This window comes from Phaeobacter sp. NW0010-22, from assembly GCF_040365955.1.
In the GTDB taxonomy this organism is placed as follows: domain Bacteria; phylum Pseudomonadota; class Alphaproteobacteria; order Rhodobacterales; family Rhodobacteraceae; genus OMPR01.
The window spans coordinates 308,531-322,998 of the sequence record NZ_BAABWT010000005.1 but is presented as its reverse complement, the minus strand read 5'-3'; the positions used below and the strand labels follow the sequence as shown (position 1 = coordinate 322,998).

At 53.7% G+C, this 14,468-nt stretch carries 10 protein-coding genes; 2 read left to right on the top strand and 8 right to left on the bottom strand.

Going from position 1 to position 14,468, the window contains the following annotated elements; all coding sequences use genetic code 11:
* Positions 1-22: 22 nt before the first annotated feature.
* The 3 genes from ABWV33_RS13305 to hemB all read right to left on the bottom strand — a co-directional run bounded on the left by ABWV33_RS13305 (position 23) and on the right by hemB (position 4,416).
* Positions 23-2,488, bottom strand: a complete 2,466-nt coding sequence (locus ABWV33_RS13305) for a penicillin acylase family protein (protein ID WP_353331363.1) — start codon at positions 2,486-2,488, stop codon at positions 23-25.
* A 217-nt stretch (positions 2,489-2,705) separates the two neighbouring features.
* Positions 2,706-3,278: a lipid-binding SYLF domain-containing protein gene (locus ABWV33_RS13300; protein WP_164621953.1), complete on the bottom strand. Its 573-nt coding sequence runs from the start codon at positions 3,276-3,278 to the stop codon at positions 2,706-2,708.
* Between the two features lie 139 nt (positions 3,279-3,417).
* Entirely contained in the window at positions 3,418-4,416 is a 999-nt protein-coding gene (gene hemB, locus ABWV33_RS13295) for a porphobilinogen synthase (protein ID WP_353331361.1), read from the bottom strand.
* 133 nt (positions 4,417-4,549) lie between these two features.
* Between hemB and ABWV33_RS13290 the strand changes: the two genes are divergently transcribed.
* Both ABWV33_RS13290 and mfd read left to right on the top strand, forming a co-directional pair.
* A complete protein-coding gene (locus tag ABWV33_RS13290; RefSeq protein WP_113821616.1) occupies positions 4,550-5,074 on the top strand; it encodes a component of SufBCD complex in 525 nt (174 codons plus the stop codon).
* Positions 5,075-5,108: 34 nt separating this feature from the next.
* On the top strand, positions 5,109-8,573 hold the full coding sequence (gene mfd / locus ABWV33_RS13285; RefSeq protein WP_353331359.1) for a transcription-repair coupling factor: 3,465 nt from the start codon (positions 5,109-5,111) through the stop codon (positions 8,571-8,573).
* 44 nt (positions 8,574-8,617) lie between these two features.
* Here the strand turns inward: mfd and ABWV33_RS13280 are convergent, their stop codons facing one another.
* The 5 genes from ABWV33_RS13280 to ABWV33_RS13260 all read right to left on the bottom strand — a co-directional run bounded on the left by ABWV33_RS13280 (position 8,618) and on the right by ABWV33_RS13260 (position 14,460).
* Positions 8,618-9,295, bottom strand: coding sequence for an SH3 domain-containing protein (locus tag ABWV33_RS13280; protein WP_353331357.1), 678 nt, complete (start codon positions 9,293-9,295; stop codon positions 8,618-8,620).
* Positions 9,292-10,956 carry a tetratricopeptide repeat protein gene (locus tag ABWV33_RS13275; RefSeq protein ID WP_353331355.1) on the bottom strand — a complete coding sequence of 555 codons (1,665 nt, stop codon included), beginning with the start codon at positions 10,954-10,956 and terminating at the stop codon, positions 9,292-9,294. Before ABWV33_RS13275 ends, ABWV33_RS13280 begins: the two co-directional genes overlap by 4 nt.
* A 43-nt stretch (positions 10,957-10,999) precedes the next feature.
* A complete protein-coding gene (locus tag ABWV33_RS13270) occupies positions 11,000-12,208 on the bottom strand; it encodes a multidrug effflux MFS transporter (RefSeq protein ID WP_113821612.1) in 1,209 nt (402 codons plus the stop codon).
* Between the two features lie 78 nt (positions 12,209-12,286).
* On the bottom strand, positions 12,287-12,946 hold the full coding sequence (locus ABWV33_RS13265; protein WP_353331353.1) for a DsbA family oxidoreductase: 660 nt from the start codon (positions 12,944-12,946) through the stop codon (positions 12,287-12,289).
* Positions 12,947-12,951: 5 nt separating this feature from the next.
* On the bottom strand, positions 12,952-14,460 hold the full coding sequence (locus ABWV33_RS13260) for a class I adenylate-forming enzyme family protein (protein ID WP_353331352.1): 1,509 nt from the start codon (positions 14,458-14,460) through the stop codon (positions 12,952-12,954).
* Positions 14,461-14,468: the final 8 nt, after the last annotated feature.

Genomic DNA, 14,468 nt, shown 5'->3' with positions numbered 1-14,468 from the left:
TCTATGGGGTTGAATTAGAGGTCTAATTTTTGGGGGTCAGGGTCGTTATACCCACCGCCGCGGCACGTGCCAAATTGGTATCCAGGGACATGGGAATGTATTCGCCGCGCCGCCAGAGTTGGGCAAGATCATCGTAGTATCGTGACAGGAAGTGGCCAGATTGACCGGTAGATGAAATAAAGACGGAGCTGTTGGGATCCGCAAAATCATAGACGCCACGATAACCAGCCCCATGAACATTCTGGAACGGAAACGGATCTTCGCCAGAGGTCCGGCCTCGTTGCAATGTGTTGTCCCCGCCGCTGGTAGATTGACGGATATTTACAAAATAGCGAAGCACAGGAACTTTACCTAGGGTTGGGTGATCGTGGGTCGCTTGATGGGCATCCCCCCACCGCAAAGATTCAAGGGCCGTTCCATATCGCTCACTTATCCAGATCAGGGCATCATCTAAGGCGAGGCGAGCCATTTCCGTACATGTTTCCTCTGCAGCGCTGTGTCGTACGTTACACCAGCTCGCAGCGCCGTCTACATTTCGATAAACACGCTCGATAAAGAGCGGCTCAACATGTTTGAACTCCTCGGCTAGCGGTCCCAATTCGTCTGCAACGAGGCGTTGTTGAAGGGCGCGTATCCACGCCGCATAAATTAGTGGCTCTGGCAAATGCTCGTTCATTTCTCCATTCCAATCGGCAAGCAGGGCCAAGGCAATTTGACGTTGCCGAGCGGGAGTCCCCTCGGGCGCTGCTTCCCCAGTGAACCAAAGGTCCGCCCCAATCAGAGGGAGCAAAGACCTGGCGGTAGAGCTGACGGGATCTAGTTGCGCTTCGATAAAGCTGTCGCGGGTGTGAACCTGACGCGATTGCATCAACCGCTGCCAACGTTGGATGCGCTGACTGTCGCCCCAAATAAAGGACACGTGGTTTGGGAAAGGGCGTTCAATCAATTTGTTGTTAGTGTTTCCCAACAACCCGCCACGGGGCGATACAAATTGCGGGTTGGCTGCATAAGGCGCACGCCCTTGCCAACGGTTTGCAATGCGCCAACCCTGGCTGGGTAGGCGGCCCTTGCTTTGGTGCCGGGCATCGCGGCGGGGCACAGCCCCAACCAGTTTCATGCCAATTTCTGTCCTGTCTGCGAGCGAGAGATTAAGCGAAGGGGAAATGAAACCTTCGCCAATCGCGATTGCTTCGCGTACTGATTTGGATTGCATCAGGTCCAGAGCTGCAGAAAGGGTTGTGTCTTTGGGGCTAAGCGCGCTCCACCCCAAAGCAACCAGATGACCCGGCGGGGTGATAGTGCTGAGCGAATAATGGCTACCCGGCAAAACTGGCCCATTTTCTGTCCACCGGAGTGTCAGTGTAATGGGGCGCGCGTCTTTGATTTCTATGATCGAGGGGCGCGTTTCAAATGTCTTGTAACCATCCGGCGTCAGATATTCCTCGGGGTTCTCTGGGTTCAAACGCTCAATGAATAGATCCTGATCATCCGCATAAGAAGATGTGACGCCCCAGCCCAATCGATCGCTACGCCCGGTAAGGATTGCGGGTAAACCGGGGATTGAGGCCCCGATGACCCCGCCTTTAGACAGTTCCAGCCTGGCCAAGTACCATGTGCTTGGAGCGCTGAACCCAAGATGAGGATCGTTGGCCAAAAGTGTACCACCCGATGCGGATCGGGATGGCGCTGCGGTCCAGGCGTTAGACGCACCTGCCAATCCGCGGGCTGGAAAAGGGGATAAAGGATCAGATGGCATCGGAATGCTTTGGGCAAACCTAGGGGCTTCGGGGAAAATCATTGCGTATTCAGGTAACGCCGCGATGCCCGTTCCGGGCGTGTCTGGTAAAATATCAATCAGCTTCTTAGAGTCGTTCAACATCAACGAGGTGCGCGCGCGTAGGACTTCCTCTTCCAGATGACCAGACAGTTGCAAGCTCATCAACTTGATTATCGCGATGCTATCCGCAGGCTGCCACGGTGCAACCGGGGCATTGAATAGAAACATTTCGGGCGCTCCGCGTCCTAATGCTTCTTCGTTGATTTCCGCCAAACGGGCATTCACACCTGCAGAATAGGCCTGCAAGGCTGCCTGAGTGTAGTCGGTTTGCACGCTGACAGATTGCTGGGCAAGACGATACAGATCCAATCGTCTGAGTAATCGGTCGATCCGGACAGTGCGCTCCCCAAAAACTTCGGACAATCGCCCCTGAACCGTGCGACGAAAGATCGTCATCTGCCACAGTCGGTCCTGAGCATGCGCATAGCCAAGGCCAAAATAAGTGTCTGGATCGTTTGCCCCAAAAATATGCGGCACGTTGGCGTTGTCGCGAACGATCTCGACGGGAGCGGATAGGCCCTGCACGTCAACAGTCTGATCGTAGTCAGGTAAGGATTGACCTGCCAGATAATAAATCAACGCCACGCTGGCTACAACAAGAGCAATTAGCCCGGCTGCAAGCCGCATTAGCCAGCGAAACAACAATGCCATGGGTGATCCATCTGTATAGGTGACGTTGCTCGGCACCCTAGATCAACTGGTGTTCAGGGAAAAGGTGAGAGCTTATCTATTTTCAATGCAAAACCTTGGCAGTCAAAAGATATATCATGCCATGTTCCAGAATTCACTAAGGTTAAGTGAGGTCAAAGAAAAAGGGTGAGGCCAATTCGGCTTCACCCTTGAAAATCATCGGTAATGTCCTCGGAAATCAGGGGATGATCCGTGTGTATTTTGTCCCTTCCAAGGTCGCACCGACACGCAATCCGGCGCGACCAAACACGGCGGCCAGAACTGGCGAGCGCAATGTGTTCGTGTCAGCCGCCAGCGAGTCGCCCTGATCACTCACCACGTATTCAAGATCGGCACCGGCAGCCCACCCGCTGGAATGGCGGAAATCGCGCAGTGCATCATCGGTCATGAAAAACAGAACGTGTGCATATTGCTGCGCCCCGATCTGAAACCCCCCACTGCCCTTGATCGCCGAGTAGTAATCAAGGGTAACACCGTTCACTCGGAGTGCGCCCCGACCATAGCCACCGCCGAATACAAACCCCGCCTCGGTGATTAGGGGCATGATCAACATTCCGGCGGCTTTATTCGCAATGTCGACTGTGTTGGGGAACTGATTGTACATTTCATTAAGAGTGGCGTTTACGCGGGCGTCGATTGTTGCAGACGCATTGCTGCCGACACCGTTTCCACAGGCTGCGGTCATAGATAAACCTGCTACACCAAGGGCAAAGCCACGACGGGTTAGTCGAGGGGAATTGGAACTGCTCATTTTCTGTCTCTGTATTCGTGCCTGAAAAAGCCGGTTTTCCGGTCTTGAAGGAGAACATACGCAGAATGCGGCGCCCTGTCACGGGGGCAGGGCGCCTATTCGGCGGGTTGTCGCCATGAAAATTTTTGCGACCCGCGCTTTATGCTTGCAAATATTTGGCAATAGCGGGCGCGAAATAGGTTAGAACACCATCGCAACCGGCGCGTTTAAAAGCCATCAAGCTCTCTAACATGATCTTTTCGCCGTCGATCCATCCGTTCTGGGCGGCTGCCTGGATCATCGCGTATTCGCCGGATACTTGATAGGCATAGGTCGGAACGCCGAATGTGTCTTTGACCCGGTGGCAAATATCTAGGTAAGGCATGCCTGGTTTCACCATGACCATATCTGCGCCTTCGGTCAGGTCACGCTGGATCATTCGCATCGCTTCGTTTGAATTGGCTGGGTCCATCTGATAAGTCTTCTTATCACCGGTCAGAGCACCAGACGCCCCAACAGCATCCCGAAACGGGCCATAAAAGGCGCTGGCATATTTCGCTGCGTAGCTGAGTATCATGACATTGTGGTGACCTGTCGTTTCCAGGGCCTGCCGCATGGCACCGATCCGTCCATCCATCATATCTGAGGGGCCAATGATATCGGCCCCTGCATCGGCTTGGGCCAGTGTCATTTTAACCAGCGCTTCGACAGTGGCATCGTTGACAATTTCTCCATCCACAACATACCCGTCGTGCCCGTTGATGTTATAAGGATCCAGTGCGACATCGGTCATAACTGCCAGATCAGGCGCGACCGATTTGATTGCTCGGATCGCCTTGTTGGTCAAATTGTCAGGGCTCCAGGCTTCGGCACAATCTTCGGTTTTGAGGCTGGCATCAGTATATGGAAACAAGCAGATGGCTGGTATTCCCAATGCGGCCGCTTCAATTGCGGCTTGTGCAATTTTATCGACGCTGCGACGCATCACGCCCGGCATGGAATTGACGGGTTCTTCTATACCTTCGCCGTCGCGCACAAAAACCGGCCAAATCAGATCATCCACACTGATCGAGTTTTCCCGAACCAGTCCGCGAATGGCCTCTGATTTTCGCGTGCGTCTTGGACGGGCTGCGGGAAATGGGGCAATCGTAGGTTTCATGGTCGCGGCTCCTTGAACTATTGTGTTGTGGGTGGCATGGAATCCTGATGGTCTCAAGAGAAACAATCGTCGCGTGCAGTTGAATGCATGGGCCGGGCCGAAAAACGGACCGTGAAAACAAAGGGCAGGGGATTTGGATTGGTATAATTCGATTTTTGAACTGATCGATATGCGCAGCTTTTCGAACCTTTGGTTCTGGATTGCTTTAGCTGTAGGATGGTCAACTGCTAGTCATTGGATCATTGGTGTTCCGTTTGATATGGTGGTGCGTGCTCGTCGGACAGGAGGGCAGGCGATGGTTGACCTGCAAGACATTGTTCGCGTCAACGTAAATCGGATGCTCTATATCAACCACTTGTCCGGCATGTGGTTATTGGGAGTGATCTGTTTTGTCCTGTCCACCTTGGCGGTCTTGGGTTTTTACTATTTTGTCGAATTTGCTCAGGCCGTGTTTCTGATCGGGTTTCCGATGTCCCTTGTTGGTTTGGTTAATTTGGCGGGTGCGCGCCGGATTAGGGCTGAGGATTTGCAAGGGGTTGATCTCATCAAGCGGTTGAACCGCTGCCGGATTTACACACAGATCATCGGTATGGTTTCGATTTTTGTAACTGCGCTCTGGGGGATGTACCAGAACCTGTCAATTGGTGTACTAGGCTAATTCTCTTACCCCTTTCCCGCGCGAGGCAGTAAAAATGGCATCCGAACAAATCATCGTGGGCGGAGCCCCCGAAGGGTTCGACGCAAGGTTGATCTTGAAAGAGATCGAACGCCAAAGCGGCCCGGTCCTTCATATTGCGCGGGATGACAAACGGTTAGAGGCAATGCGCGCAGCCCTTGCCTTTTTTGCGCCTGATCTGCCCGTGTTTGTGTTTCCCGGTTGGGATTGTTTGCCTTATGACCGTGTATCCCCAAACGCTGACATCTCGGCCGCGCGGATGGCGACATTGGCAGCCTTGGTGCACCAGATGCCCGCGCGCTTTGTTTTACTGACGACTTTGAACGCCGCGACGCAAAAGGTCCCAGCCAGAAAGATCCTGCGCGAGGCAGCGTTTTCCGCTCAGGTGGGGGGGCGTGTTGACGAGGCCGCCCTGCGTGGATTTCTCGTTCGGATGGGTTTCACGCAAAGTCCGACTGTGATGGAATCAGGGGATTATGCGATCCGGGGCGGTATCATTGACATCTTTCCACCGGGCGAAGGCGGTCCTGTCCGCCTGGATTTCTTTGGGGACGTGCTGGATGGAGCGCGCCGCTTTGATCCGGTGACCCAGCGGACAACTGAGAAACTGGATGTGATCGAACTGGCACCGGTGTCCGAAGTTATCTTGGACGAGGCCGCGATAACGCGGTTCCGCCAGAACTACCGCATCGAATTCGGGGCGGCTGGGACAGATGATCCATTGTACGAAGCGGTTAGCGCAGGGCGGAAACACCAAGGTATTGAACACTGGTTGCCGTTTTTCCATCAGCGTCTAGAGACGCTGTTTGACTACCTGCCAGATGCAACCGTCACATTGGATGACCAGATTACACCCAGTCGACTGGCCCGTTGGGACAGCATCGCCGATCAGTACGAAACCCGCAAACTTGCACTTCAGTCCAAAACGCGGATGGACAGTGTCTACAAACCGACGCCTCCAGAGCTGTTGTATCTGAATGACATGGCGTGGGTTGAGGTGCTGCAAGGGCGTCGCCGACTGAATTTCAATCCGTTGCCACAAGCGACTGGCCCTGGCGTCATCGATGCAGGCGGGCGCATTGGGCGCAACTTCTCTCCGGAGCGGCAGCAGGAAAGTGTGAGCCTTTTTGGGGCTTTGGCAGACCACATTAAGACGCGTTTGTCTGAAGGGCCAGTGGTCATAGCCTCTTATTCTGAGGGCGCGCGCGAGCGTCTGACAGGACTGATCGAAGACGAAGGGCTTGCTGAAACCATCAGTATCGCGGATGGAACGCGGATCGGAAAGCGCGGTCTCCACTTGGCGGTCTGGGCGCTGGAACACGGGTTTGCAACATCGGATCTGACGGTGATCGCAGAACAGGATGTTCTGGGGGATCGCTTGATCCGGGCCCCAAAGAAACGCCGCACAGCCGAAAACTTCCTGACCGAGACACAATCCCTAAGCCCCGGCGATCTTGTGGTGCACGTTGATCACGGCATTGGGCGGTTCCAAGGACTTGAGGTGGTCACAGCTGCGGGGGCAGCGCACGAATGCATTCTGTTGGAGTATGCGGAACGCTCCAAGCTGTATCTGCCGGTCGAAAACATCGAACTGCTGTCGAAGTACGGCCATGATGAGGGTCTGCTAGATCGCCTTGGTGGTGGCGCATGGCAGGCGAAAAAAGCCAAACTCAAAGAACGTATCCGCGAAATGGCGGATAAACTGATACGGATCGCTGCAGAACGGGCTTTGCGGAAAGCGCCGATTATGGACCCTCCAGCGCATGCTTGGGAAGAATTCAGTGCCCGGTTCCCCTATCAGGAAACCGACGATCAGTTGCGCGCAATTTCTGAAGTGATGGACGATATGCATTCTGGCCAACCGATGGATCGATTGATCTGTGGGGATGTCGGGTTCGGAAAGACCGAGGTTGCCATGCGTGCGGCCTTTGTTGCGGCCATGTCTGGTGTGCAGGTTGCTGTCGTTGCGCCGACCACATTGCTTGCACGGCAACACGCTGCCAGCTTTGCAGATCGATTTCGTGGTTTTCCGCTCGAAGTACGCCAACTGAGTCGATTTGTTTCAGCCAAAGAGGCGCAAAAAACCCGCGATGGTCTGGCTCGCGGGATCGTGGATATCGTGGTAGGAACCCATGCGTTGTTGGCAAAGGGTTTGCGGTTCAATAACTTAGGCTTGTTGGTCATTGATGAAGAACAACATTTTGGTGTTGGTCACAAAGAACGCCTGAAGCAATTGCGCTCAGATATCCATGTTTTGACTCTGACCGCCACGCCTATCCCACGGACCCTGCAATTGTCGCTGACCGGCGTTCGAGACCTGTCCATTATTGGCACCCCGCCGGTCGACCGTTTGGCGATCCGGACTTACATAAGCGAATTTGATGCGGTCACGATCCGCGAGGCATTGCTGCGGGAGCACTATCGTGGAGGGCAAAGCTTTTACGTGGTGCCACGCATCAAAGATCTGCCTGAGATCGAAGAGTTCCTAAAGGATCAAATGCCCGAACTCAGCTATGTCGTTGCCCATGGCCAAATGGCAGCAGGTGAATTGGACGATCGAATGAATGCGTTCTACGACGGCAAATATGATGTGTTGCTGGCAACAACTATTGTTGAATCTGGCCTGGATATTCCAACTGCCAATACAATGGTCGTGCATCGCTCGGATATGTTTGGCCTGTCGCAGCTTTACCAAATTCGGGGACGCGTTGGGCGGTCGAAAACGCGGGCCTATGCGTATCTCACCACCAAACCACGCGCCAAGTTGACAGATGCCGCCCAGAAACGTCTGCGTGTCCTTGGGTCGCTTGATACTTTGGGGGCTGGTTTTACACTAGCATCACAAGATCTCGATATCCGGGGCGCAGGTAATTTGCTGGGCGAAGAGCAATCCGGACAGATGCGGGATGTGGGGTATGAGCTTTATCAATCCATGCTGGAAGAGGCGATCGCAAAAATCAAATCCGGCGAAATGGAAGGGTTGTCCGAGGCCGATGATCAGTGGGCGCCGCAGATCAATCTGGGTGTACCGGTCCTCATTCCGAGTGACTTTGTTCCTGATCTGGATGTGCGACTGGGGCTCTATCGCCGACTGAGTGGTCTCAGTACCAAAGTTGAGCTTGAAGGCTTTGCTGCGGAATTGATTGACCGGTTTGGGGCCCTGCCCAAAGAGGTCAACACATTGCTGTTGGTGGTGCGGATCAAGGCGATGTGTAAACGCGCTGGCATCGCAAAGCTTGATGGCGGTCCGAAAGGAGCAACGATCCAATTCCACAATGACAAGTTTGCTTCGCCACAGGGGCTGGTTGAATTCATTCAGTCCCAGGATGGCTTGGCTAAGGTCAAAGATAACAAGATTGTTGTACGTCGGGATTGGAGAAAAGACAGCGACAAGATCAAAGGTGCCTTTGCCATTGCGCGCGATTTGGCAGAAAAACTAGTTGCCGAACGTAAACGCGCCAAAGCCAAGTCAAAGAGCTGAACTGGCATTTACAAGGGGGCTAAGCCAAGGTGATGCGCCTTGGCTTAGTCGCCGCTGACAAAAGTACAGAGCTGCCAGATACCTTGGCGGGTTTTGTAAAACGCAGCACGGTGTCCCACCATCGACCACAGAAAATCCCGATGCATGTACCCTGTGGTTCCATCCGTAAGTAAAACATTTTGGTAGTCCTGTTCGAGGTCGAACGCAGAAACAGTGACAAGTTCGTGGCTTATCGTCTGTAACAGTGGGCTATCCCGACCTGAGCCTTGGCGCAGGGAAACACGAGTGCCATCAACGAAGTAGGTCTGAAACGGATCCAGCTCAGGGGGCAGACGAATACCCCACTGTGTCGGCATCCAGAATTCGCCTTCGTCGTCAAAATACCCTGCGCTTGAGATCGTCTCGGCAAGATTATCCCAATATGCTTCGCGCAGCGCATCTGCCTGATCACGTTCTGGCTCACCTGATGTTTCAAGTGGGCGGGTCAAGTTCTGGCGCAGCTCTGCAGGGCCACCATTGCCACCGTGGCTGAGGTATATATCTGGACATGCCACAGAGACTACCCGTTCGATATCGCGCGCTGCTACGGCCTGTTTCAGTTCTTCGCGAAAGGTTACAAGGCTTGGGTCTTGGGTCGCTTGGTCTAGAGGTGGAAACTGCTGACGGTCTGCAAAAGCGGGTTGTGTTAGTGCGACACCTAGCACTATGGCCAAGGTCCTCATGCGGCCCCGTGCATAGCAGCCTGCGCACAAAAACACGAAGCAGCCACGGCTCGGTCTGCGCGCGCCAAAGCTAGATCTAGTCTTTGTTTGATCTGAATAATTTCAATGACTTCACTTCTGGACTTAAGGCAATCATGTAATCCTTTTAGGCTCCAGACATTGTCCGGATTTATCGATGCGCGGCTAAGTTGTCCGCCTAAGCCTAGGTCTTCGCGATAAACAGTTTCGGCTTCGGCAACATGACCCTGTTCGTAGAGCAAAGCGCCCAAAGCATGGCGCGTGGGTTGCATCCACCCCCACGGCTCATCGTAGGGCAAAGCGTCATCTAATGCGACGGACCTGCGTAGATGTGTATAGGCAATATCGTAGTTTTCTTTACGGTATTCGATTTCTCCACGCAGCATCTCCGTTGCGATTTCAAGAAGATCTAAGATTTTGTTATTGTGGAGTAGCCGAGTGGCTGGAACGCGCGCCTTAGCGGCTAGAAAGACCTGCTCTTCAGCTTCAGCTTCGGCAACACGACCAGTGGCGGCAAATGCAACGGCGCGGGCATAGTGCGTGGTTGCTGTCAGGGTGCGATAAATGCGCTGATCTTCTGGCGCTTCCAATGCGATGGCTTCTTCCCAACGGCCAAAGCGGATCAGGATGTGGGGCTTCATTGCCATATAGGATTCAAAATAGTCCGCCATTGGCGGGCTCTCAATCTCAAGCATTTCTTTGGGCACCGTGTCCCACATCCCTTGCACGGCATCCAAGGCCGGCTGCATCTGGCCCAAGAACAAAGCACCATAAATGACGAAGTGGTAGTCGTGCTGGCGGTACCCGGTATAGATGTTATAGGCGCCTTCGCGTTCATAATATTTCAAATCAGCTTGAACAGCTTTTTGATTCCAGTGCACCACGTTTTGATAATGCCCACATAACACGTCGATATGGGTGGGCATGTGGACCAAATGTCCCGCATCGGGTACCAAAGTGCGCAACACATCCCCAGCCTTGAGCGCCTTTTCTGGGGTGGGAGACATCTCCATCAGGTGCACGTAGAGGTGCAGCAAGCCAGGATGGGACATTGCATTTTCTATGTTGGACATCGCGTCTTCGAGAACGTGTTGCGCTTCGAGAGTTGCGGCCCCTGTAGCAGGCGCGCCTGACGCGAGATCCCACATTTGCCAAGGGGTGAGGTTCAACAGAGATTCAACGAAGATCGTGCGCAGGTCTAGATGATCGGGAACCTCAGCAAAGGCCACGCGCATCGCGACGGCAAAATCCTGATCCCAAGCGTGCATGTCATCAAGGATGTCACGTTGAGGGTATCTGGCTGGAAGGGCGCGGATCAACGCTTGTTCAGCGGCGGTGGTCCCCTCAACATTGGCCAACGCGTGCTGGCAGGCGTCAAACGCCGTCGCCAGAGAGTCTGCTTGTGTCGCGGGGTCTTGCCGTTCCCAAGGCATGTTGTAGTTCGGTCCAGCGGCATAGCTGACACCCCAATGTGCCATTGCACAGTCAGGGTCATGGGTCAGAGCGCGCTTGAAACAAGCAACGGCTTCTTGATGGTTGTAGGCAAAAGTCCAGATAAGGCCGCGATCAAACCACAGTTGCGCGTCCGCTGACGTAGTTGTTATCGCGCAGCTGTGTTGGCCAAGATGATAATATGAATCCATGAAATCTCTCCCAATTGATCAGGAGCGTAGGTGATTTCAAAAGTTACGCAAGCTGCCGGTCTTCGATTTTGGCCATGCGTAGCATGAGAAGAAATCCGATTACCGACATGGTGAGAATACCAAACGTCAACGGCAGAAGAGAGCCATCAAACAGCAAGCCAACGGGGGCAGCGATGGCGGCAGCACACACAGTCGAAATCGCGCCAATGACCGAGGCTGCCATGCCAGCGATATGCCCCATCGGCTCCATCGCCATAGCATTTAGGTTACCCAGAGTGGTGCCGGCCATAAAGAACACTGTGGCCTGCCACCCGACAAATAGCGCAAAGCTGAGCGTGTCGTTCAAGGTTACACCCTCCAAAAGCACCATGGCGGTGGACAAAACGATTTGAGCGCCCAAGGTTAAGGTTACAATGCGCCGCATACCCAGTTTGACCACAAGGATGGCGTTTAAAACACTGGCACTGCCAGAAATCAAGGCAACGCCACCAAACCAGAATGGAAAGCTGTCGGCACGATCAAAGATCTGTCCATAAATCTGTTGAACCATCGTAAGCATTGTAAACAGAGCACCAAGGCACAGGGTCTGAACTACAATAGACAGACGCACGGTAGGATGGCGTAACATCTCGACCATTGCGCTCCAGAGGAGCTTTCCTTGAAATGGGCGTCTGTTTTCGCGGGCCAAGGGTTCTTCTAGGCGGAGCGCGACCCACAGGCTAATGAGAACTCCAAAGACGATAAAGGCGACGAAAACCCCCCGCCATCCGGTGAAAATGATGATCCCCTGTGCCAAAGCCGGGGCGAAGGCTGGGAAAATGGTGAAAATCATCATGGCGATTGACATAATGCGCGCCATCTCGCGTCCAGAATAATAGTCTCGTACAATTGCAACACCAACGATCCGCGGGGCTGCAGCACCCAACCCCTGCAAAACACGGGCGGCGAGAACAATCTCGAGAGAGGAACTGATCCAGGCGATAAAGGCACCCAAAATGTAGATTCCTGCACCAACTAGAACGACGGGTTTGCGTCCAAACGCATCCGAAAGCGGACCGGTAAAAAAAGTTCCAATCCCCATGCCAAGCACAAAGGATGTCAGGATCAACTGGGCTTGATTAACGTCGCCCGCACTCAGCTCAGCCGCGATCTCTGGCAAGGCAGGCAGCATCGCATCGATTGAGAATGCAATGGTGGCGAACATCACCGCAATGAGAGAGATGAATTCGGATTTGGAAATTCGGCTGGGCATAGGGGACTCCTTACCCAATCGCGCTATCACGCGCTTTTGACTGGGACCAGAGATAGAATTGCACACACCTCTGTGTTTTTATGCAGGGGAAGTCTCAAGTTGGGACAAGATATCCGCAATTACTTTTTCCCACATTTCAGGGGGTTGTGCGCCCGGTACGGCATGCTGACTGGCTACGATAAAGGTTGGAACTGAATTGACACCCATTTTGCGTGAATGGGCATCACGATTGCGGATGTCATCACGATCCGCATCAGAGTTGAGCAATTTGCGCACTACCGATGCATCCATACCGATGCTGTCTGCAACATCCGCCAGTACTTCATGATCGCCAATATCGCGCGCCTCTACGAAATATGCCGTGAACAAGGCATCAACCGCTTGATTTTGTTTCTGTTCAATCCCAGCCCAGTGAATAAGACGGTGCGCGTCCAACGTGTTTGGAGTGCGCTTCATGCCCTCGAAATTGATATTCAAGCCAAGTTTCTCGGCATATTCGACAACTGGCGCATAGGCTTTTACGGCCGCTTCTTTGCCCCCAAATTTACCCTCTAGGTAAGCGCGACGGTCCATTCCGCTGTCTGGCATTTCAGGGTTGAGCTGGAACGGGTGCCATTCGATTACGAACGGGTGGTAGGGCACATTGGCCAAGGCCTGTTCCAAATTGGTTTTACCAATGAAACACCAAGGGCAGATAGGATCAGACAGGATATCAAGTTTGACGGTTTGTTCACTCATGAGGTTTAGACCTTGAAATATGCGGGCAGGGCGCGTCGCAGAAGTTTGCCGTTGCCGCCCGCGGGCAGAACGTCCAAATGGATGAACGCACGGGGCTGTTTATACCGTGCGAGGTTTTCTTGCACATAGGCATTCAGATCCGCTTCGTCCAGTTTCTGTGGGCCGGTATAAAATGCGGCGATGACATAGGTGTCTTCTTTCACCTCGACGGCTGCAGCACCAACCTGGGTGATCCCAGGGTGTTTTGACAGGGCGGCCTCTACTTCGACAGGTGAAACCCGGTATCCACCGGCATTCATCATGTCGTCATCACGGCCAAGATATGTGATCTGGCCATCGACGGCCATTGCGCCTTGATCTCCAGTAAGAAACCAATCTCCTTGCATTTTTGCGTCTGCTTCGGATGGGGCATTTAGGTATGTCAGCATCAACCCGGGGTCTGTCTGATGCACGGCAATGGTTCCTTCGTCACCTTGGGCAACTGGCCCATCGGGTCCAAGGATTGCAATGCGACGCCCCACTTGCGGTTGACCAAGGGCGTCGCCGCGTGCCGGTTGATCGGGGTTCGACGAGATAAATGTCGAAACTTCGGACATGCCATAGGCTTCATATAGCCCGGTTCCGGTCGCTTGTTGCCAGTGTTCGTGCAAGTGACGCGACAACTTTTCACCCGCGCACAGCCCATGCCGCAACTTTGGCATGTGCAAACTTTCATCGGTTTGGAGAATTTTCCGAAACACACCGGGGGCGGCAGCAAATATAGTTGCTTCATGGTCGCGAAGGAGTGCAGGCAACTTATTGATATCCTTCTCGGCAGCCGGGATAAGGGCGGTGGCGCCAATCGCCCAAGGATCCATTAATCCGGTTCCCAAGGTATAGGTCCAATTAAATGCCCCTGCATGACAAAGTCGATCAGACGGAGTCAGCCCATACCACCCATCCACCATCATCTGACGTGCCCAGATGGCACGATGTGCGTGTGCAACGGCACGCGGTTTACCGGAGGTCCCTGATGTATAAACCACGTAGGCCATACGGTTTGGGTCCCCCATATCATACGACACCGGAGGCAAGTCACGCATGTTTTCCAGTGCGGATAAATCTATCTGGTGGGGATGATCGGCGCAGGCGACATTTCGATCCCGCAGGATCACAGCCGGCGCGAGTTCATCAATAATCTTTTGGGTTTCAGCCACGGTGAGTTGCGAAGACGTCGGAACGGGCACAATTCCCGCTGCAATCGCGCCCAAATAGGCAATCGGAAATTCAACGGTGTTCCCCAGTCGCATTAATGCGATCTCGCCGGGTTTGATGCCGGCTTTCAGTAACCCTGTTGCCGTTCCTCTAATCGCTGTTTCTAGACGCGCATATGACCAGTCGTCTGATTCATTTGCGCCAATAACAGACAATGCAATTTTGTCCGATTGATGCGGAGCGTGACGCAGGACATGCGCCGCCAAATTAAAGGGCGACGGGCAGGGATCGGGCGGGCCTTGGTCAAAAATCGACAACATACGCTTTG

What these genes read in the sequence shown, in the direction of transcription:
- ABWV33_RS13305 (WP_353331363.1), bottom strand. Translation starts at nt 2,488, where the DNA reads ATGGCATTGTTGTTTCGCTGGCTAATGCGGCTTGCAGCCGGGCTAATT.
- ABWV33_RS13300 (WP_164621953.1), bottom strand. Translation starts at nt 3,278, where the DNA reads ATGAGCAGTTCCAATTCCCCTCGACTAACCCGTCGTGGCTTTGCCCTT.
- hemB (WP_353331361.1), bottom strand. Translation starts at nt 4,416, where the DNA reads ATGAAACCTACGATTGCCCCATTTCCCGCAGCCCGTCCAAGACGCACG.
- mfd (WP_353331359.1), top strand. Translation starts at nt 5,109, where the DNA reads ATGGCATCCGAACAAATCATCGTGGGCGGAGCCCCCGAAGGGTTCGAC.
- ABWV33_RS13280 (WP_353331357.1), bottom strand. Translation starts at nt 9,295, where the DNA reads ATGAGGACCTTGGCCATAGTGCTAGGTGTCGCACTAACACAACCCGCT.
- ABWV33_RS13275 (WP_353331355.1), bottom strand. Translation starts at nt 10,956, where the DNA reads ATGGATTCATATTATCATCTTGGCCAACACAGCTGCGCGATAACAACT.
- ABWV33_RS13270 (WP_113821612.1), bottom strand. Translation starts at nt 12,208, where the DNA reads ATGCCCAGCCGAATTTCCAAATCCGAATTCATCTCTCTCATTGCGGTG.
- ABWV33_RS13265 (WP_353331353.1), bottom strand. Translation starts at nt 12,946, where the DNA reads ATGAGTGAACAAACCGTCAAACTTGATATCCTGTCTGATCCTATCTGC.
- ABWV33_RS13260 (WP_353331352.1), bottom strand. Translation starts at nt 14,460, where the DNA reads ATGTTGTCGATTTTTGACCAAGGCCCGCCCGATCCCTGCCCGTCGCCC.